Source organism: Persicimonas caeni, assembly GCF_006517175.1.
GTDB classification, from domain to species: domain Bacteria; phylum Myxococcota_A; class Bradymonadia; order Bradymonadales; family Bradymonadaceae; genus Persicimonas; species Persicimonas caeni.
In genome coordinates, this window is the sequence record NZ_CP041186.1 from 3,874,314 (window position 1) to 3,894,964 (window position 20,651).

The 20,651-nt window shown below is 61.1% G+C and carries 16 protein-coding genes; 5 read left to right on the forward strand and 11 right to left on the reverse strand.

Going from position 1 to position 20,651, the window contains the following annotated elements; all coding sequences use genetic code 11:
* Nucleotides 1-96 precede the first annotated feature (96 nt).
* The 4 genes from FIV42_RS14430 to FIV42_RS14445 are packed head-to-tail and all read right to left on the reverse strand — an operon-like array spanning nucleotide 97 to nucleotide 4,869.
* On the reverse strand, nucleotides 97-927 hold the full coding sequence (locus FIV42_RS14430; protein ID WP_141198373.1) for a hypothetical protein: 831 nt from the start codon (nucleotides 925-927) through the stop codon (nucleotides 97-99).
* A 23-nt stretch (nucleotides 928-950) separates the two neighbouring features.
* Nucleotides 951-1,946: an IS3 family transposase gene (locus FIV42_RS14435; protein ID WP_141196617.1), complete on the reverse strand. Its 996-nt coding sequence runs from the start codon at nucleotides 1,944-1,946 to the stop codon at nucleotides 951-953.
* Complete coding sequence (locus FIV42_RS14440; protein WP_141196618.1) at nucleotides 1,943-2,473, reverse strand: transposase; 531 nt, start codon at nucleotides 2,471-2,473, stop codon at nucleotides 1,943-1,945. The genes FIV42_RS14435 and FIV42_RS14440 overlap by 4 nt, the downstream gene beginning before the upstream one ends.
* A gap of 35 nt (nucleotides 2,474-2,508) precedes the next feature.
* A complete protein-coding gene (locus FIV42_RS14445) occupies nucleotides 2,509-4,869 on the reverse strand; it encodes a hypothetical protein (RefSeq protein WP_141198374.1) in 2,361 nt (786 codons plus the stop codon).
* Between FIV42_RS14445 and FIV42_RS14450 the strand changes: the two genes are divergently transcribed.
* Nucleotides 4,843-5,454 (forward strand): hypothetical protein, encoded by a 612-nt coding sequence (locus FIV42_RS14450; RefSeq protein ID WP_141198375.1) that lies wholly within the window; start codon nucleotides 4,843-4,845, stop codon nucleotides 5,452-5,454. The two genes, FIV42_RS14445 and FIV42_RS14450, sit on opposite strands and share 27 nt — an antisense overlap.
* A 375-nt stretch (nucleotides 5,455-5,829) precedes the next feature.
* Here FIV42_RS14450 and FIV42_RS14455 read toward each other — a convergent pair whose 3' ends face one another.
* Nucleotides 5,830-7,038, reverse strand: a complete 1,209-nt coding sequence (locus FIV42_RS14455) for a site-2 protease family protein (protein ID WP_168210649.1) — start codon at nucleotides 7,036-7,038, stop codon at nucleotides 5,830-5,832.
* 248 nt (nucleotides 7,039-7,286) lie between these two features.
* On the opposite strand from FIV42_RS14455, the gene thiI reads away from it, so the two are divergent.
* Both thiI and FIV42_RS14465 read left to right on the forward strand, forming a co-directional pair.
* Nucleotides 7,287-8,771 (forward strand): tRNA uracil 4-sulfurtransferase ThiI, encoded by a 1,485-nt coding sequence (gene thiI / locus FIV42_RS14460; RefSeq protein WP_168210650.1) that lies wholly within the window; start codon nucleotides 7,287-7,289, stop codon nucleotides 8,769-8,771.
* Between the two features lie 243 nt (nucleotides 8,772-9,014).
* The gene (locus FIV42_RS14465; RefSeq protein ID WP_141198378.1) at nucleotides 9,015-11,063 is read left to right on the forward strand and encodes a response regulator; all 2,049 of its coding nucleotides are present in this window, start codon (nucleotides 9,015-9,017) and stop codon (nucleotides 11,061-11,063) included.
* A 92-nt stretch (nucleotides 11,064-11,155) separates the two neighbouring features.
* Here FIV42_RS14465 and FIV42_RS30145 read toward each other — a convergent pair whose 3' ends face one another.
* Both FIV42_RS30145 and FIV42_RS14475 read right to left on the reverse strand, forming a co-directional pair.
* Nucleotides 11,156-12,802, reverse strand: a complete 1,647-nt coding sequence (locus tag FIV42_RS30145) for an ICP22 family protein (protein ID WP_168210651.1) — start codon at nucleotides 12,800-12,802, stop codon at nucleotides 11,156-11,158.
* 105 nt (nucleotides 12,803-12,907) lie between these two features.
* On the reverse strand, nucleotides 12,908-13,567 hold the full coding sequence (locus FIV42_RS14475) for an LOG family protein (protein ID WP_141201332.1): 660 nt from the start codon (nucleotides 13,565-13,567) through the stop codon (nucleotides 12,908-12,910).
* Between the two features lie 201 nt (nucleotides 13,568-13,768).
* Between FIV42_RS14475 and FIV42_RS14480 the strand changes: the two genes are divergently transcribed.
* Nucleotides 13,769-15,040 (forward strand): mechanosensitive ion channel family protein, encoded by a 1,272-nt coding sequence (locus FIV42_RS14480; RefSeq protein WP_141198379.1) that lies wholly within the window; start codon nucleotides 13,769-13,771, stop codon nucleotides 15,038-15,040.
* Here the strand turns inward: FIV42_RS14480 and FIV42_RS14485 are convergent.
* Nucleotides 15,037-15,468 carry a hypothetical protein gene (locus tag FIV42_RS14485; RefSeq protein ID WP_141198380.1) on the reverse strand — a complete coding sequence of 144 codons (432 nt, stop codon included), beginning with the start codon at nucleotides 15,466-15,468 and terminating at the stop codon, nucleotides 15,037-15,039. The genes FIV42_RS14480 and FIV42_RS14485 overlap by 4 nt on opposite strands.
* 118 nt (nucleotides 15,469-15,586) lie before the next feature.
* Here FIV42_RS14485 and FIV42_RS14490 point away from each other — a divergent pair, with 118 nt between their 5' ends.
* Complete coding sequence (locus FIV42_RS14490; RefSeq protein WP_141198381.1) at nucleotides 15,587-16,297, forward strand: P-loop NTPase family protein; 711 nt, start codon at nucleotides 15,587-15,589, stop codon at nucleotides 16,295-16,297.
* A gap of 110 nt (nucleotides 16,298-16,407) precedes the next feature.
* On the opposite strand, the gene FIV42_RS14495 is transcribed toward FIV42_RS14490, so the two are convergent.
* From FIV42_RS14495 to FIV42_RS14505, 3 genes are all read right to left on the reverse strand, one after another.
* Nucleotides 16,408-18,216, reverse strand: a complete 1,809-nt coding sequence (locus tag FIV42_RS14495) for an integrin alpha (RefSeq protein ID WP_141198382.1) — start codon at nucleotides 18,214-18,216, stop codon at nucleotides 16,408-16,410.
* Nucleotides 18,217-18,441: 225 nt separating this feature from the next.
* Entirely contained in the window at nucleotides 18,442-19,362 is a 921-nt protein-coding gene (locus FIV42_RS14500) for a transposase (RefSeq protein ID WP_141198383.1), read from the reverse strand.
* 341 nt (nucleotides 19,363-19,703) lie between these two features.
* A complete protein-coding gene (locus FIV42_RS14505; protein ID WP_168210652.1) occupies nucleotides 19,704-20,621 on the reverse strand; it encodes a metallophosphoesterase family protein in 918 nt (305 codons plus the stop codon).
* Between the last annotated feature and the right edge of the window lie 30 nt (nucleotides 20,622-20,651).

Genomic DNA, 20,651 nt, shown 5'->3' on the forward strand with positions numbered 1-20,651 from the left:
GGCATTTGAAGGCGAGGCTCCCCGTGTGGAAAGAGAAATGCCCGGGCTGCGAGTACAGCCCGGGGCACCTCCGTGGGAGGGTATAGATGCCGTCGCCTAGCGGATGTCTTCTGTATAGTGCGGCGAGCCGCCTTCGCTGAATTCAATCGTACGTTCGTCGCTCATCGATGCGGCGAAACTGCATGGAAAGGTGCATGTTCCCGTCTGTCCCGTCGTCAAGTACTGACCCTCAAGCAGGTCGTAAGTAAAGCTGTTGAAGGCAATACTCGTCCCACTGCTCTGTCCGTTCGGGTCCATATCACCGACCGACAGCACCGTCGCGTCCGGGCTCAGCAAGAATTTGACCACCTGCGGATAGCCGTACGTTTGGCTTTGCGGTTCATATATGCTGACTGAAAGCGCACCACTCTCGACGGGCGTCGTAGATCCGCTACTTGAAGGCGGGAAGTAAATAATGTTGATCGAGAAGCCCGTCGAAACGGAAGAATTTTCTGACAGCACGAGGACTGCACGACAATTCGACGCGACGACCGCCCCGCCAACATTGACTTGAGTCTCGCCACCTTCGCAAATGCCATTGTTACATTGGTTACTTCCGTCGCAGTCAGAGTCTGTCGAGCAAGAGCCGGCTTGGCTCGGATCGCGCGCTTGGAGCACCGATACGTCGTAGGTGACGGATTTACTCTCATCACCGGTCGTGATGTCAATGCTCGAAGTTCCCGAAAATGTCACGGACTGGACAAGGTTTGAACCGCCTGATGTGCAGCTATCAGGTAGTTGTCGTGCACTCGGATAGGACAGGGTCTTAAACTCACCGACACCGTACGAACTGAATGCGCCGTTCTTGCGGTCCTTGAGCGTAATCGTCTCTTCATCATCACTTTCCATCGAGCCGATATGGACTTCGACAGTATCGGTATGTGTCAAGATAGTTGTCGCGTCTGAATTATCTACGTCTCTTGTAAATTGAGCGGCGCAAGCCGCACCTCTTCGGGGCGCGTCCATCCTCGCGGCCTTCGACTCCAGCGTGCGGGATTCTTTTGGCGCGCCTGTTCATAGAGCTTTTGGCGTCTTTGTAGCAGCTCGACGTCTTCGCCCGCGTGGCGCTGCTCGGGGGTCACCCAGCCGATCCCGCTGTGATAGTGCTCGGTGTTGTACCAGCGGACAAACGCCTCGACCCACTCAGACCATTCATGCACGCCGTCGAGCGGCTTTTTGGGGTAGCCAGGCCGGTATTTGAGCGTGCGAAAGCTCGATTCGCAGTGAGGGTTGTCGTTGGAGACGCCCGGGCGGCTAAACGAAGCGGCCACCTCCAGGCGCTCCAGCGTCGCCAGAAGCGTCGAGCCCTTCATCGCAGCCCCGTTGTCGGCGTGGATGCAAAGTCCGCTCGCCTCGACCTGTTCGGCGAGGATCGTCTTTTCAATGAGGCGGCTCGACAGCTCCATCGATTCTTGGTCTTCGACGCTAAAGCCGACGATCTTGCGGCTGAACAAGTCCATGATCCAGTAAAGGTAGACAAACCGGCCGCGTACCTGGGTGGGCAAGTATGTGATATCCCACACCCAGACCTGGCCGGGGCTGGCGGCCACTAATTCGGGCTTCGGCCTGGGCTTCGGCGGCCGGCTTGGCTGGCGGTGGGTCATCATCTTCTCTTCGCGCAACACGCGGTAAAATGTCGACTCGCTGGCGACATACTCGCCCCGGTCGGCCAGGCTGCATACGATCTGCCGGGGGCTCACATCACAGAATTCACGACCTGTGGCGATGGCGACCACCTGTGCTCGCTCCTCGTCGGTGAGCGCGTGCGCACACCGACTGTGGGGTCCCTGGCGAGCGTCCTCGGCCTGCGGGTCTTTTCGCCACCGCTGTATGGTGCGCTCGCTGATGCCCAGGGTCCGACAGGCCTGGGCCTGACGCGCGCCGTGGGAGACCGCCTCTGCGATCATGTCGAGGATGACTTGTCGCTCTTGCCGATCATGGGAGCGTCCTCGTCCCCCCACAACCGGCGCGCCTTTTTTGAGAGCACCAACAAGGCGGCCGTCTCGGCCAGCGCGGCCTCCTTTCGGCGAAGCTCGCTTTCGAGTTCGCGCTTGTCCCGTTGGGCCTGGCGCAGCTTCTGGGTGGCCTCCTTCTTGGCCCTGGTGCGTCCATCAAGCCCCTCGTACATCTGCGCTCTCCAGCGTCGAAGGTCGCTTGTATGCACTCCTTCCTCGCGCAGGAAAGCGCCAAACTCCTTGCCCTCGAGCGCCTCGGCGGCCATCACAAGACGCAGCTTTTCGGCCGAAGAGCGTCTCTCGGGTGCCGACTCTGGCTTTGCCTCAGCACGCAAGGCACCATCGAGCGCCGCCTTTCTCCACCGCCAAAGCGTCGTCTTGCCCACGCCGCTCAGCTCGGCCAGGCTCTCCGGGCTGATCTTTTCGTCGAGCATCCGTCGAACAAGACGCTCTTTTAGCTCTTTAGGATATGGACTCATCTCGGATCTCCTTGTTGCCCCTTCGTTCCATGAAACTAACAATCGAAGAGGCGACAACTATCCTGACACCTGGGGGTATAAATTCCGCCTGCGCCAACCACGCCGTTTGGAATCTCGACGCCGACGAGTTCGTCGGCTGAAGAGTTTGCGTTATCGAAGTTGGTGCTTGTCTCGCAATTGGGCTGCGAGCCGAGCGTGCAGAACTCGACCGAGGTGGTGAGGTTGGGCGGGTAGAACAGGTGATCGCCGTCAATATCGACGGTGTTCGGAGAATCCGACACTGTCTGAGCGAATAGCTCAGACGGCGAGATATTGACGACCCTGGGTTTTTCCTGTTCGATTTGGACGTTGATTTCCGCGGTGGGCACCCACGAGCCGCCAAAGTTCTTCGCTTCAGCATGCACCGTAATCTGGCCCGGGCTCAACCCATCAATTTGGGTATCGAGGGTGAGTCGACCCGGCACCGGAACGGTTTCCGTAGCTGTTTTCTGCGACGGGTTGTTCACGAGACCGACGGGGTCGGATATCACTCGGACCTCTTGGACGCCGTCGCGGTCGAAGGCATCAACCGAAATTGTGATATCTTCACCGGCCGAGACGGTGACCGAGTCTTCGCTAGATGCTTCGTCGGTTTCGGCTCCTTCGACATTCAGCGATACCTCGAGCGGGCGTGAATCACCGCTATTGTTGGCTTCGCCGGTGAGCACGAAGAACGGGACCTTGAGCTTCGCCTCAGAACAAGGCGACTCTACCACGGCGACGTATTGATAATTGGCCGGCGGTGGAATGGGTCCCCCGGTCGATTCGCTCATGAACCAGTCCCACCGCCCGGAATAGACGCCGGAATACTGGCGGTCTAGGTGGATCGTCGCGTACGGGAAATTTAGATCGTCCTCACGAAAGATATCGACCTTAACGCGACCGTCTTCGGTGACTGGTTCAGCTGGACAGCACTCACGCAATTCGAATGTCGGACCCCGGCTAGTCTCGCGGACAAAGCCCTCGATGGGCCGTTGGTCGTCTTGATCGGTGTGGCTTGTCTGGCCGCTGACTGTGAAGTTAGGGTCGTCGCCCACCGGAACGGGGAGGGACTCTTGTCCTTTCAGACCACTCGGCAATTCTTGGCGGGCGTAGACATTATTGACATTGTTATTGTTGAGCGGAGCGGTCAGTCCGACAGCCGTCGGGCTATCGGCCGCGGCCGCCGCGCCAATATAATTCGAGGGGTCTACCTTGTCTCCGTACAACACAATGCGCCCCATGGGGTTCTGAGTTGCAACCTCGACATAAGGTGCGTTGGGGCACACTGGTGTGAGGATCTCAACCTTCGAGATTCTCTCCTTCAATTCATCACTCGAGCCGATATACAAATCGTTGCTCGGGTTCGAGACCGAGCAGAGTTCCTGCGTTGCTTTCAGATCCCAATGCTGCTGGATCGTCTCGGATGAGTTCCACCAGTTTGACGGGTCGATAGCGATCCCGGAGAAGAGATGTAGTAGTGGGCTAGGATCGACGCGTTCCGTCTCCACGACCGCACCGGTCAATAGCCCACGAACGGTGATTTGCTCGCCGCCTTCCCAGGCTTCGACCTTTGTGGGGGCAGGAGGAGGAGATTGAGCACCGATCGATTTGGGAGCGGAATCGACGGGCGTTCCCCCGCATATCGATTGCGTCGCGATGACCTGTTCACCCTGCTGAGCAGAGCCCTGAGGGATATAAGATCGTATGATCTCCCATCCGCTCGAGACCGGCTCTCTGCGTACTACGCTCATGTTTCCGGGCGTACCTCGGCTGAGCTCGATATCACCGCCCGGCAGGCCGCCGTCCACGACGACGAGTCGGCTGCAATCCCAAACGTCGCGAGCAATCCTAGGTTCGGGAATCGGACCTGTGTGTTTGGACACGCGCTGTTCCGATGACTCTCGTCCAATCTGCCCGTTTACCTTCTGGACGGCTCGAATGGACTCGCCAGCTTGAAGCTGGCGCCCACTATCGAGTTGCACAGTTGCGGTCCCGTTTATACAAGGCGCGCTGCCAATCTCCTTGTCGCTCTCATCAACGATCACCACGAGCGCCTTGTCCAAGCAACTGCGAACCTGAACTTCGGTGGCACATTCATGCAGCGGCTGAGGAACGAGTGGCGGTGGGATGGTGGATTCGTCAAACTCAATGTCATCGAACTTCCAACTCTCACCGAGTGAGCCCTCGCCGCCTTCTCCTTCCGGCAGAGCACCTCCGCGCGGCCCACCGCTACCTGTCGAGGCCAAGGCTCGCGTTTCGATTTGATCATGAGGGGCAGATGATTCTTGATCGGTGCAAGAGCTTGTCACCGATGCGGCCAGTACAAGCGCTCCGACGAGCATAGTTTGGTGCGTGAACCTACTACTTTGTTCCATTTCATACACTCCAAAAACGTTCAATATTCAGTCATCTGGCAATCCGCTGAAGATGCCAATTCACATGCAGCTCAATTCATTGACGACTTCCTCGGTGGCGAGGTCCCAGGACGCTTCGAATGGAATCGAATGCTCGGCTCCACAAGCGTCTGTGAGTTGGAGTTCGGTGAGTTCGATCTCGCTCGAGAATTCTCCCTCCGGCTCGACAAGAAATCGCAACTCATTCTCCGTGGCCTCAGCCTCGACCTCGAGATCCGTGATATTTTCCACGCAATTGCTGCCGCCAGTTCCCCCGCCACCTCCGCCCTGACAAACTCGCTCGATTTCCCGGGCCAGAAGTGTCGCGGAACTTATTTCGGTCTGCCCGGGTTGGATTGTGATGGTGATATTGCCGCCGACGGAATCGATCGTGCTCTCGGCAAGATCAAACGAACTGCACTCCAGCGCGGCAGCTGGACAGGATTGACACGTCGAATCCGACGAATTCAGCCATTCATCGGACCCGCAACTTTCCGTGACGTCGCTTGCATCGTTGCTCCCAGCATCGGCGTCGTTATTGACGTTCGAGTTCGGAGCGCCATTTGACGAGTCGCCACAGCCGAGGCCAGCGGTGAGACACAGAAGAATCGCGCAGATGGCGGTTTTCGGACGAAGTGATGGGGATGAATCTGGCTTCCTACAGCATGAGAACATCGAAATGCCTCCAGATAGAGATCGTGTGGTGGTGTTCGCGAACAACCAGCCAAGATGGATGTGGACAGCGCCCGCGAGTTTTTGACGGCGGTGTGTCTACTTTTGCCACCCCTGTGTTGTGAAATTGTGAGATGTGGATGCTCTTTTCGGCGACTTGTGTCGACGAAAGCCGGTGATGGCTTTGTTCGGAGGCTACAGGGGGAAGGGGGGGGGGCTGTCAACGAGCGTCGACAAACTGCGGGCGGGCCTACGTCATTTAGTCCTAAATCAGGAGGTCGGCGAACCCACACCCGGCACGTTCATGTCCGAGTGGGCCTGAATCCATCGCAAGATGTCGTCGCGATGTACCATGCCGCGAAACTCGCCGTCGTGGAGCACGGGGAGCTGGTCGCGGCTGTGGCGAAGCATCGTGCGCAGCACGTCGCTCACGTCGTCTTGTAGTTGGGCGGTGTCGGTCTCATCGGCCGGGGTCATCACTTGGGTGATTGTGGTGTCGCTCCAGTCGTCTTGGTCGACCTTGTGGATGTCGGAGAACTCGACCATGCCGCGGTAGTCGGCGCCGTCGACCACCGGCAGGCGCTCGATGTCGCCCTCGAGCAGGTAGTCGTCGATGAGTGTGTTGATCGACAAGCTCGAGGGCACGGTCTGCCCCCCTTCGCGCACCAGGCGGCTGACTTGGACGCCTTCGAGGGCCTCATCGAGCAGCAGTTGGGTGTAGGAGGCCATCGCCGAGCGGCCAAGAAACCAGCCGATTACTGCCAGCCACAAGCCGCCGATGAATCCGCTGCCCAAAAACGGTACCTCGATGCCGAAGATCATCGCCACGCCCACGCCCACCAGCGTCCACGAGATGAGGCGAGCGACCGCGGCCGACCAGCGCGTCGCCTTCTTGAGGTCGCCGGTCGCTTTCCACAGGATGGCGCGAAAGACGCGGCCTCCGTCGAGCGGAAGCGCCGGGATCATGTTGAAGACGGCCAGCAAAATGTTGATCGGACCCACCCAGGCCAGCACCGAGGCGGTGGGGCCGAGCTCGGTGAACGCCTGCATCTGGGCGTCTACCCCGCCGGCGTCCACGGGCATGAGCAGGTTGAACCACCACAAGAACAAAATGCCCAACACGAGACTCATCAGCGGGCCGACCCCGGCGATGACGATCTCGCGCCACGGGGTGTCCGGCTCTTCCTGAATGTCGGAGACGCCGCCGAACAAAAAGAGCGTGATGCTTCGCACCGGCAACCCGTAGGCCTTGGCGGTCAGCGAGTGGGCCAGTTCGTGGGCCAGAAGGGACAAGAAGAAGACGACCGCGGCGGCCAAGGACACCGTCCACAACAGCAGCGGACTCCAGCCAGGGTGCCATTCGGGGTAGACGCCCACGGCCAGGTTGACCACGATCAGCGCGAAGATGACCAGCACGCTCCAGTTGAGCTTGATGCTGATGCCAAACAAACGACCGAGACTCAACGATTCGCGCAACATAGGCAGATCACGACTTGAGGGAAGCGAAGCATTTTCGAGCACCTCAGTGCTGCACGCCGAAAATGTGCACTCGATCGGCCAATGCAATCGCTGCCGTCGCGCCTCGTTCCCCCCTGGTCGGCCTCTCGTCGACACCTCCCCCTTGACTCTGCTGGCCCAGTTGGCCATGAAATGCCCGAGCTGATTCGTTCGTTGGGGAGTCCGAACGTCAGCCTTTCGTGTTTCAAACCGACGCTGTGGAGTATTTCGTGTCGAAGCCAGCAAAAAGCCGCAGAACCAATATCTTGCGCCTGTCCGGCGAGTTGGGGATCAAGTCGCCGCAGGTCCGCAAGCGCTTCCAGAATCGACTGGTGCACAATATCCACGATGCGCTCCGACGCGCCGAGGTCGACTACGAGTTGCACCGGCAATGGGCGCGTATCGACGTGGAGTCTGACGACGAGCGCGCCGGCGAGATTCTTGCGCGCATTTACGGCATCAAGGGCGTGGTCCCGGCGACGCGCTACTCCTGGGAGACCCTCGACGATATCCTCGACCTGGGCGAGCAGCTCTACGCCGAGCGCGTCGAGGGCAAGAAATTCGCCGTGCGCGCTCGCCGCGTGGGCAACCGCGACGGGATCGACTTCCAGTCGGGCGACGTCAACCGGCAGTTGGGCGCGAGGCTCTTCGACGCCAGCGCCGGCGTCGACCTCGACCACCCCGAGGTGGTCGTGGGCGTCGAGATCCGCGAAGACGAGGTCTTCTTTCTGGACGAAGAGCTTCCCGGGCCCGCCGGCCTGCCCATGGGCACCGAGGGCAAGGCGCTGTGCTTGATGAGCGGCGGGTTCGACTCGGCGGTGGCTGGCTGGATGATGCAAAAGCGCGGCATCGATCTCGACTTCTTGTTCTTCAACCTCGGCGGGCCCGCCCACGAGCGCGGGGTGCGCGACGTCACCAAACGGCTGTGTGAGTTGTGGTCGAACGGCTACGCCGCCAAGCTGCACGTGGTCGACCTGCGCTCGCTGGTCGCCGAGATGAAGCAGAACGTGCGCGGAAGCTACTGGCAGCTCTTGCTCAAGCGCCTGATGATGCGCGCTGCCCACCTCCTCTGCGTCGAGCAGGGCTACCCGGCGATGATCACCGGCGAGTCCGCCGGGCAGGTTTCTTCGCAGACGCTGATGAACCTGGCGGCGATCCAGCAGCCCATCCCGACGCCGATCCTTCGCCCGCTGGTCGGCCTGAACAAAAACGACATCACCGAGCTCGCCCGCCATATCGGCACTTTCGATATCTCGGCGAGCGTGCCCGAGTTCTGCGCGCTCGACGGCGGCCGGCCGGTCACCACCTGCACTCCCGACAAGCTCGACGTGGAGGAAGCCCGCGTCAGCCAGACGCTCCTCGAGACCCTGGTCGAAAAGCGTCGGACCCACGATGTGCTCGAGATGGCCTCGGGCGACGAGATCGTCGACGTCGAGATCAACCGCGTGCCCGAGGGGGCCGTGGTGCTCGACCTGCGCACACACGTGGCTGACAACGCCTGGTCGTACCCCGACTCCGTCCACCTGCCCTTCGAGAAGGCGATCGAAAACGTCGCCTACCTGCCCAAAGAGGGCACCTACCTGCTCTGCTGCGAGGTGGGGCTCAAGAGTGCGTTTCTAGCCGAGCAAATGCGCCGCGCCGGCTTCGAGGCGTATAGCTTCCGCGGCGGCACCCACGCGCTGAAGCGTCACCAGAAAAAGCAGCAGACGGTGTGAACTGACGAGCTCAGAGCTGCTGGCTCGACCTTTTTTGCATCTCTTTTCCTAGGTCCGAGCAGTTGTTTGCTGTAATTTGAGTATAGCCAACTGCACCGTCTGCGGCCACCCATGCATCCCATTGCCGGTTCGCCCCCGAGGCTTCTGGCTTCATCAGCCCGAGGCTTCTGGCTTCATCAGGGGGGAATCGTGTAGGGTCATTGGCTCCAATGTCGGACAATATGCTCGTGAGGATTGGGCGCGATGAACGACGATCTCGAAGTGAACAGGCTGCTTGCTTCTCAGCTCGACAAGTTCGACCTCTCGGTCGACGAACCTCCCACTGCCGAACAGTGGCGCCTATTTTTGGACGAGCTCGACGGCGTCTACGAGCGTGCCAGTGAAAACACGCTCATCCTCGACGAGAACTTCGACAACCTCATCTCCCACGCGGTCGACGCGTTCGTCTTGCACGACACGAAGGGGCATATCATCGAGGCCAACCAGGCGGCCTGCGAGATGCTCGGCTATACCCGAGAGGAGTTCTTGTCGTTGCACGTCTCCGACTTCGAGATGGCCCTCGATCCGGGGGCCTTCTGGGACGACATGACCGTCGACGAAGTCTTTACCGTCGAGGGGACCCATCGACGCAAAGACGGCAGCATCTACCCGGTAGAGACGCGAGTGGGCGCTTTTGTGGTCGACGGCCAGAAGGTCATCTTGGCGTTGTGCCGCGATATCAGCAAACGCAAGGCGGCCGAAGAGCAGCTCAAGGCGCTCAACGCGCGTCTGGAGTCGGCGCGCGACGAGGCGATTCAGGCCAGCCAGGCCAAGAGCACCTTCTTGGCGAATATGAGTCACGAGCTTCGCACCCCGCTCAACGCCGTCATCGGCTACTCCGAGTTTCTTATCGAAGAGATGGAGGACGTCGGCGACGAGGATTATATCCCCGACCTCGACCGAATCTTGACCGCCGGGCGCCACTTGCTGGCGTTGATCAACGATATCCTCGACCTGTCCAAGATCGAGGCGGGCAAGACCGAGCTCGACATCACCGAGTTCGACCTGGAGCAGATGGTCGGCGACATCGAGTCGACCGCCCAGCCCTTGGCCGACAAGAACGACAACGAGTTGGTCGTTCAGGTCGTCGGCGAGCCTCCGCCCATGCGCTCGGACGTCACCAAGATCCGCCAGATTCTGTTCAACCTGCTGAGCAACGCCTGCAAGTTCACCTCCGAGGGCCAGGTGCGCCTGCGGGTGACCTGCGACGGCGACTATTTCGGCTTCGAGGTCAGCGACACCGGCGTGGGCATGAGCGACGAAGAGCTCGACCGGGTCTTCGAGGCTTTCCAGCAGGCCGACGCGTCGACCACCCGCAAATTCGGCGGCACCGGCCTGGGGCTGGCGATCACCAAGCACTATAGCCACATGCTCGGCGGCTCCATCGACGTCTCCTCGGAGCAGGGGCAGGGCACGACCTTTCGTGTGGTGCTGCCGGTCGACTTCGAAGAGCGCGAGGTCGAGGTCGACGAATCCGCGCACACGGATGCGTTGCCCTCACCCCGAGCCGACAGCAGCGGGATTGTGTTGGTCATCGAGGACGACGAGAGCGCGCGCGACCTGCTCAGCCGTACCCTGCGCGGGGAGGGCTACAAAGTGGTCACCGCCACCAACGGCGCCGAAGGGCTGCATCTGGCCCGTGAGCTCGACCCGTTGGCGATCACTCTCGACGTGCTCATGCCCGAGACCGACGGCTGGGGCGTGCTCGGCGAGCTGGAGGCCGACGAGAAGCTGCGTCGGATCCCGGTGATCCTGATAAGCATGCTCGACGAGCGCCAACGCGGCTTCGCGCTCGGCGCCGACCACTACCTGGTCAAGCCCATCGACCGCTCGCGATTGGTCGACCTGATCGGTGAGTACCGCCGCCGTGGCAGAGCCACGGGCCACTGCCTGGTAGTCGAGGACGACGAGGCCACCCGTGAATTGGTGCGCCGGATCGTCGAACAGCAGGGCTGGCAGGTCAGCGAGGCGACCAACGGCCAGGAAGGCTTGGACGCCGCCGCGCAATCACTGCCCGACCTGGTGTTGCTCGACTTGATGATGCCCGAGGTCGACGGGTTCGAGTTTTTGAGCCGGTTCCGCGCGGACGCGCGTTTTGCAGCGGTGCCCGTGGTGGTCGTGACCGCCAAGGAGCTGACCTCCGAGGAGGCCGACGAACTTGAAGCGGCCGCCTCCCAGGTCATTCAGAAGGTCAGCCGCGGCCCCGGCGAGTTGCTCGCCGAGGTGCGACGGGTGTTGCGCAAGCTCGGTTGAGGTGGCGCGACTATGTGATGCTCTGGCAACACGAAAAAGCCCCGGCGATGTGAACGCGCCGGGGCTTTTTCGTTGTGTCGCGATGGCGAGCCTTACTGCATCGTCACCGTCTCGTCGGTGCCGTTGGTGGTGGTCACCTGCAGGCTGTCACCACTGTCGGCAGGCACGAAGGTCTCGAAGCTACCATCGGAGTTGGCCGTCACCGACGACGACTCACTCGAAGCGGTGTTCGTCACGGTCACCTCGCCAAAGGGCTCGACCGCGCCGGCCTCGCCGCGTACGTTCGGACCCGACACGTTGATGTTCGACAGGTTGATGACCTTGGAGTACTCGTCGATGCTCATGCCGGCCACGTACTCGGCCGACATGAAGGAGTCGAAGCGCTGCAGCAGGTCGCGAAGCGTCTCGGCTTGCGGGGCGGTTTCGTACTCTTGGAATCCCCAGTGGACCAAGATGACCGTGCTATTGGCCGGCACGGTGATTCCCGTCCAGGTATAGTCGATGTCGTCGCCGCTCTTCGTCGGCTCGGCTCCCGGGAAAAAGAAACCAACCGCCGGATCGCTCTGGTCTTGATAGTTGACCAGCCACGAGTCGGTGGCGTCCACGATCTGGTCGCCGTTCGACGAGTACGTGACCTCGTCGTTGCTCTCGTCACTGCCGAGGTTGCCGCCGACGGTCACGTTGACCGTGACATCGGTGGCCGTCGAGTTGGTCAGAATTTCGGCGTAGCGAATGAACGAGCCGGTCTCGGGTACGAATACTTTGCGGGTGACCTCCACTCCAGCGAGGGGCTCGGGGCCGATGACGAACTCGCGGTCGTCCTCGAGGGCGGCGTTGAACGAGGGGCTTTCTTCGTCGATGAAGAAGGAATTGCCATCAATAGACAGCTCGAAGAAGCTGTCATAGGCATCATCGGTGCCGTCATCGACGACGCCGGCGCCTGCGATGTCCCACTCTTCGTCTCCTCCATCAGTAAACGTGATCGCGGGGATCGAGAGCGGTGTGCTGACATCATTGGGGTCGGTGGTGATGGGCGCGCCGGGATCGGCGGCGATCACTGGACCCTCGGAGCGGTCGGCGATGGCCGGGCCCACTTCGGCCAACACGAGCGAGAAGACGGCGTCGGTGTCGGTCAAGTCGATGGTGGCGGCACCGAGCGCGGTTTCGGCTTCGGCGACGCTGTCGGCGATCTCGGTGGCGGTGTAGTCGTCGACCGAGCGGCCCATCGGCGTCTCGATGATGTGCGAGATGACCTCGTACACGGCGTTGGTCGCCGCGGTGATGTCCTGGGTCTGCCCGCTCACGAAGGCTCGGTAGATGCCGTGGTCGGTCGGGGCGCTGGCGACCAGCCAGGGAGAGGCCTCCTCGATATCGACCAGGGTGATCTCGTAGGCGCCGTTGTCGTCGGTCAGGTCGGCGCCGGCGGTCGAAAACGGCATGCCGTCCGAGTCGACCACGTTGAGGGCGACCGGGGTGCTCGAGACGGCGCCGGTGCCGTCGTCGACGGTGCCCGAGATGGCGAACCCTTCAAAACCGGGACCTTCCGGGCCCTCCGGGCCTTGTTCACCCTGCGGACCTTCCGGGCCCTGTTCACCTTGCGGGCCTTGCTCACCCTGCGGACCTTGCTCCCCCTGCGGGCCCTGTTCACCCTGCGGGCCTTCGTCACCGGTGCATGCGCTGGCCGCGAGGCTCAGCGCCAGAACGACTAGCAGGCCTTTTGTCTTCAAGTTCTTAAACATCTCTCGTACCTCTACTGCGAAAACCGAAATTTATAAGCGTAGAAGCTACGATAGACACTTGTCGGTTAAGAGCAACCAAAAAATTTTATATTTCTTTAAGGTGATTTAGCCCTCACCGAGCAGCTTCGACTTTTGAGGCTCGGGATAGGTCAGCCCGAACTGCTCGATAGCGTTCTTCTCGATCACCTCGAGCATCTCGTCGATGTCGTCGGTCAGCGTGATCAACTCGAGATCTTCGGGCGAGATGGTGCCCACCTCGATCATCATCTCCTCGATGAACTCGAGCATCGGCTGCCAGTAGTCTTTGCCCATGATCACCACCGGAAAGTCGTGGATCTTGCCGGTCTGGATGAGGGTGAGCGTCTCGAAAATCTCGTCCATCGTGCCGAAGCCGCCGGGCAGGATCACAAAGGCGTACGAGTATTTGACCAGCATGACCTTGCGCACGAAGAAGTAGCGAAAGTCGATCCAGTCGTCGACGTAAGGGTTGGCCTCTTGCTCGAAGGGCAGCTGGATATTGCAGCCGATCGATTTGCCGCCGACTTCGTGGGCGCCGCGGTTGGCGGCCTCCATGATGCCCGGCCCGCCGCCGGTCATCACCGTAAAACCCTTCTGGGCGAGCGCAGCGCCGGCAGCGCGGCCAAGTTCGTAGTATTTGTGATCCTCTTTGAAGCGCGCCGAGCCGAAGACGGTCACGCACGGGCCGACGAAGTGTAGCTTTCGAAAACCCTGTATAAACTCCCAAGAGATGCGCAGCAGCCGCATAAATTCGAAGCGGCGGGTCTTGGGCCCCTCGAGAAAGCGAATCTCCTGCTCGGATTTGCGGACATGGTGTTTCTGAAGGTCTTTCGAGTCGTTCACGACACTTCCTGGTTGGCTGAGGAGGGCCACTATCTGTTGTTTTTGTCGGCAGATAAGCTATAACGCAGCAGGTCAAATGCGTCCAATTTGGGCAGGAGGATTGTCATGTTCGAACGAGGGAAAGAGCGAATGCGCACGGTGTCGCTGTGGCTGGCTGCCGCGGCGATAACCTTGACGTCGACGTCGGCCTTCGCACAGGCCGGGTCCGATTCGGCGGCCGAAAAGGTCGCTCCCGACGGCCCGCTGCCCGAGTGGGAAGAGTTCGTCGAAGGGGTCTTGGCCATCGATCTGTTCAACATCCCGGTGTGGCGGCTGGGGCTGTCGCTGTTGATGCTCCTGCTCGGCTTTTCGCTGCGCGGCTTTCTGCTCGACAAGCTGCTCACGCCGTTCAAGCTGCTGTTTGGGCGTACCGAAACCGAGATCGACGATCGCCTCCTCGAGGGAGTGCGAGGGCCGTTGGGCTGGGTGGTCAACCTGGTCGCCGTTTACTTCGCGCTTCTATTCTTGGAGCCGCCGGCCTCGCTGATGACGGTGGCGACGCTGGTGTTGCAGACGATCGGCACGGTGCTGGTGGCCTGGGTGGTCTACCGGGTGCTCGACGTGGGCATGCACGCCATGCTCAAGTACACCGAGCAGACCGAGTCGGAGATGGACGACCAGCTCGTGCCCTTGGTCATGCGCGTGGCCCGGGTCGTGCTGTTCATCATCGTGGGCATCGCGATCATCCAGCAGTGGGGCTACGACGTGACCAGCCTCATCGCCGGCCTGGGCATCGGCGGCTTGGCGTTTGCGCTGGCGGCCAAGCCGACATTGTCGAACTGGTTTGGCTCGCTGATGATCTTCACCGACCGGCCCTTCAAGATGGGCGACTGGGTGCGTACCGATGTCGGCGAGGGGATTGTCGAGGAGGTCGGACTTCGGTCGACCAAAATCCGCACGTTCAGCGACACGCTGATCACGGTGCCCAACGCCGATATCGCCACCCGCGCCGTCGAGAACTGCTCGGCCATGAAGAAACGTCGGCTTCGCACCCACATCGGGCTAGTCTATGGGACCAGCAGCGAGCAGATGGACGAGATCATCGCCAAGATCAAACAGCGCATCCTCGATGACGAGCGCATCGAAGACGAGTCGATGAAGGTCTTCTTCGAGGGATTTGGCGCAAGCTCACTCGACGTGCTCGTGCAGTGTTGGATGCTGACTACCGCCTATGACGAGTTCATGGAGATCAAGCAGGCGCTTTTGTTGGATGTGATGGCAATCGTCGAGGACGCCGGCAGCGGCTTTGCCTTCCCCAGCCAATCGGTCTATCTGGAGAATGCGGTGCGCTTCGAGGGGGCCGCAGTGGTGCCTGGCGCCCCCCACGAGCCGAACTAGAACTCGTCTAAGGAGGGGCGTTGGACCCCGTCGGCGATCACGTAGGCTGCGGCCACATAGACCCCCTGCACGACGAGCAACAGCGCACTGAACGCGGTGAAAACTATGCCGCTCGAGCCGTGAAAGAGCTTCTCGAGCACGGGGGCGATTCCGTCGAGCATGAAGAGCGTCGAGAGGATGGAATAGGGCACGATGCCGGTCGAGGCGGCCAGAAGTGCGGGCTTGCAACTGCAGTTGTGCCTGAGCACCCACAACGCGATAAACGTCAACAGCGACGCCGGGATCCAAAAGATCGAGCCGAACGCAGTGTTGTAATGCACAAACGTCCATTCGCCGATATCCGCGCTGCACAACAGCCCGCACGCCCACGCAGGAAGGCTCGCCAACATGATTGCGGTGAACGTCGCAAGAAACGTCTTCTCCTTCATCCCAGCCTCCGCCTCGTTGTAGTTGTGGACCAACAGATCTGATCGTAATCACTGTGGCGCAGCAGAGAATCGGGCCCCACGGACCAACCAAGAACCCAACACGTCGAGTCCCCACCCCATGTTCTTCGTCTGGAGTCAAAAACGCATCAACGTCAAGCTGGCCTTCTGGGGCCCGGTCGACAGTGGCAAGACCACCGTCGTGCACGCCCTCGCCGCCCAGGTCGCCCAGCGCGTCGACGATGTCGACGTCCCCGAGCGCGACACGCGCCAGGCCGTGGGCATGCGTCGAAATGCGCTGCCCGTCGAGGTCGACGAGCCCGACACCCGCTTTACGACCTATTTTTGCCACCCGCCCGGCGAGATCGGCGAGTTTTCGGGGTATCCCGTCCACTACCAATGCAAGACGCCCGAGCAGCCGCTGGAGGGCAACCTCGCCCTGGAAAAGGTGTTGGACGGCATCAGCGCAGTGATCTTCGTGGCCGACGCGGCCCGCGAGCGCCAAGGTGCCAACGAAGAGGCGCTGCGCGACCTGGTGGCAAGGCTGTCGCAGCGCTACCAGGTCGACGCCGGCTCGACCTCGGCGCTCGTCGAGCAACTCTTCGGCGCCGACGGCCCGCTTCGGCTGGTTTTACTGGCCAACAAGGTCGACCTAGACAGCGCGGTGTCTGGCGAGGACGTACGCCGAGGGCTGATGCTGCCGAGCTGGGTCGAGGTCGTCGAATCGGTGGCCACAGGCGAGCGGGGCGTCTTCGAGGCCTTCACCGCGGCCGCGCAGGCCATGCGCCCACTGCTGGAGCAGGCGCAGCAACGCGGGCGCATCCCCTCGTAATTTCGCCCCCCTCCCACCGGGAACTACATTCCCCGACGAGCCGCGCAGCATGCGGCCGAGCGACTCGTTGGTCCGTCGAAGTTCATGGACTCGTAGTCCCCTTTTCGATGTCAGGGAATGGGGCCGTAGAACACAAAGTTCGCCCCGGCATGTAACGACTCGGGATCGTTGGGGTGACGAAAGCTGAGGAGCACGTCGTCGTTGCCGTCGTCGTCGAGATCGCCCGCGGTGGAGAGCTGGATGAGAGGTGCCGCGTCGTAGCTTGCGCTGAAGCGCGCCTCGGCGGAGTCGAGGCCGATAATGCCCTGCAGGTTGGCGGCGCCATGGATCAGGTAGGCCTTCGAATGGGTTCCGAGCAAGATGTCAGCCGCGCCATCGCCGTTGACATCGCCCGCGGCCGCAAGCTTGCCGCCAATGCCCGGGGCGGAGACTTCGCCCACAAATTTCACCGGGGCGTCGACCAGGCGGTACTCGGCATCCGGTTGAGACTGGCCTTTGACCAAGTAAACCACTTCCGCCGGGGTTACTTCATTGCTCCCATCGCCGATGAGCAGGTCGTCGAAGCCGTCGCCATCGACGTCACCGGCAGCAGCTGCGTAGCGTCCGGCGAATGCTCCTCCTCCGAGTGGCACCGTGGGGTCGACCACGAACGTGATGTCGGTCGAGTTCAGATCGAGCTCGCCAGCCAAATCGGTTCGGCCGAGTACCACATTGGCGACATGAGTGGTCGAATTTTGCCCTCCGGTGGCGAATAAGAGGTCGCTTATACCGTCTCCGTTGAAGTCACCTGCGGGCCGTGCTCCTTCCAGCTTAGGCCCTTCGGTGTTGGTCGGCACGAACGACACATCGGCGTCTGCCAGCGATACCTCGCCGGTTAGTGCACTCGAGCCAAAGAAGATGTACGCCTTGCCCTGCGTTTGAGTTTCGCCGCCGATAGCCATGGCGTAGATGAGCACATCGTCGACCCCGTCGCCGTTGACGTCACCGGGCATGGACACCGAAAAGCCTGCAGCATCATCGATCGCTTCGCCCACAAACCGAACGTCGGCGTCGGCGAGTGAATGAGTTCCGCTCAAGTTCGAGCCGCCGTAGAGCAAATAGGCTCGCCCAGGCGTGTCTGTGCTGCGTCCCGTGGCACCCACGAGAACATCGTCGAACCCGTCATCGTTGATGTCACTACCACCGGCGACCGAGAATCCGGCGTGGTCGTAGGCTCGAGGCCCAGTGAAGATTGCGTCGGCGTCCGATAGCTCGGGCAGTGTGCCGCCTTGCTCTCCAAAGATGAGATAGGCCGCTCCAGCATTGTCGAAATTGTCGGAGTAGCCAAAGGCTCCGAGGACGAGATCGTCAACGCCGTCGCCGTTGACATCTCCGGCTGGCGCAGCCGAACTCAACAAGTCTCCCTCACTCTCACCGATGAACACATGGTCCGAGTCGGCCTCCAGATCGAGGTCCGGAGCGCACGGCCGCCCGCCGTCGCCACATGCTGGTACGGTGAACTGCTCGTCGTCGTCGCACGCCGAGCCTTTTCCGTCCCTGTCGCCGTCGGCCTGGTCTGCGTTGGCGGTATTTGGGCAATTGTCGTCATCGTTAAAAACGGTGTCCCCATCGATATCGTCGTCGCAGGCATCGCCGACGCCGTCCCCGTCTGTGTCTTCTTGTTGAGGGTTGCAGATATCGGGGCAGTTGTCCGACCCATCGTCAGGCTCATCGCAACTTGGCTGGATATCGTAAGTGTCGGTGGCGTGGCCCAGGTCAGTGGCGTCCTGTTGCTTCTCGGTATCGTCGACCGCGTCAACGGCGGCAACCGTCTCTTCATGCGCGTTATCGTTGCTGCAATTGAGCGAGAATAGGCTGAGCCCAATGACGAGGCACACAAGCAGATGCCGCGAGCACAAACAAGTGATGGTTGGCTTCATCAAAATCCCCCATGTAGAGCTGGTGATGTGGCTTAAAGAACACGTTACAAGGTCATCCAACCAGAATGTGCAACGTCATTCAAATTTCCACCCATTTGGCATCGTCTGGCTCCACCATTTTCGTGGGACAGGTCCTTAGGGGGACAGGAGGGGGACAGGAAACCACATTCCCCGACGAGGCCCGTCAAATGCGGTCGAGCGCGCCTTCGGCCAGTGCGTTCAAGCTCATGCGCACCGGCACAAGCCCGGTGGATGCGTCCCCGTAGGAAATGTCACCGAAGACTTGCCCCGGCGCCACCTTCCCATCGCCTGTTTGTAGGCGTCGACCGTGGTCATTCGCTCTTCGAGGTAAGCCTTCTTCTTCTCGGCGTCCGCGCACAGGCATTTGACTCGTGGATAGCATTTGGGAGCGGGAGGGCTATGCCGAACCTTCATGCGTTTGAGCTTGGCTGGGCCCACAACTCGCCTTCGCCGGCGCGCACGCTCCTTCTGCAGCTCGGTGGCCTGTTCCTCGACCTGAGCCACGATGAGTTGGCGGAGCTCCTCGTCGCTTTTGTCTTCCCACATTGGCGGCGTTGCGAGCACGAGCTCGTCGCTTCGCATCGCCTCTTCACGTGGCGTCGATGGGTCTTTTCTGCGCAGTCGGCGAAGCTCTTTGTAGTCGATGAGCCGTCCGACCTGCGCCTCGCCGGTCTGGTGGGACTTCCAGGACGACACCCCGGGCCAGTCGGCGGGATGGCGCACTAGATCGGACAGGCAGGGGTTGTTGACGATGTACTTGAGCTTCTCCAGAAACATGTCGTCGCCGATGACCTTGGGTGCATCGAACGGGCGGGGGAACACGGTACCGGTGCGGTTACGGTGGCGGTTGAGTCGGGCGGCAAGCTCGCGCTGAAAGTCACGCATGAACTCGGACAGGTTCATCTTGGGGGCGCGCACGAGCAGGTGAAAATGGTTGCTCATGAAGACGTAGGCGAAGATCTCGACCTCGTGCTTCTGCGCAGCCCACGCCAGGCAGGCCAAACAGATGCGCTGCATCTCGCCGTCGTCGTCCGGGCGAATCAAGAACTTCGCCTCGATGCAGCGATTGGTGACGAAATAGAACGCATCGTCTTCGTAGATTCGGATATTATCGACGGCAGGCATCGCGACGTTCCTCCGGGTAGAGTCAAACCAGTCAGCTCTCACTCTGGTTTTCGGCAGAACCGGCCAAATCGTTGCGTGCCAAACCCGAAAAAATTTTCCGCCGATCGATGCAGCAATGCCCCGAAACCCGCATGAGCCGGGCCTCGTCGGGGAATGTAGTTCCCGATCGGGAGGCAGAAATTCGGGGTTAAATTCTGTTTGGATCGCGTGCCGTCATCGAGTCTCGATTTGCGAAACCCCGGTGAGCAGAAAGGTCGCGATGAGCCGCATGAATAGCGGCTCGTCGGGGAACGTGGTTCCCACGCAGCGGTTCCCACGCAGGGGGGGATGGGGGGCGGGGGTCAGGCGCGCAACGCAACCTGGGTGATCACCGCTTCGTCGTGCACGTTGAAGTCGATGAGGTTGACGCGCATCGCCTCGGCGAAGCCGCCGGGGCAGCTGACCGGGTGGCCGTCGTAGTGGTACTCGACGGGCATCACGTCGTGCTTGTGGCCGTGCAGGATAAGCGCCTCTTTGTCGACGAGTTCGAGGGCGTCGACCATGTCTTCGACGCCGTCGGCCGGCGCCATCAGGTTGCCGATGGCCGACGCGGGGCGCTCGGTGTACCAGTCGTCGGTGATGTGGTGGTGCATCAGGGTGATCACCCGCATGCCTTCGATGTCGCGCCGATTCTTGTCGAACCAGTCAGGCACTTCCTCGTAAACCTTTCCGACCGTATTCGGCAGCCACTTTTCGGTGAAGAGAGGGTCGTCCTTCGGGTCGCGGTTGGTATCCAGCTCGACAAGTGCCACCCCTTGCTCGAGCGTTTTGATGCGCGGCTGACGCGGTGTGACCACGTCGAAGAACGCCTCCATCGGCTCTTTGGGGTGCTTTTCGTACAGGTTGAACCGATCGTGGTTACCCGGGATGACCGTGAGCTTGTCGTCGCCCCACCAACCGGTAACCTCGAGCGCGCCTCGCATCTCCAAAAACTCGGTGGGCAGGCTGCAATGCGACAAGTCGCCGGTCAGCAGCAGGTGGTCGACCCCGAGTTGGTGCAGCCCCAGCAGCGCCTTTTTGATGAGGTTGGTGTAGAGGCGACGCTGCTTTCGATAGCGGTGGCCAATCTCGTTGGTCACCCGGCCGATCCCATGCGCGAAATCCCACACCGACTCCTGCAAGCCGACCAGATCCCGCAGCCGTCCGATCAGCTCGACCTCGCTCGGCACGTGCGGATCGGTGAGCTGCGCCAGGCGCAGCTTGACCCCTTCGGGCCGCATCAGGCTGCGCGGTCGCGTTCGGTCCGTACA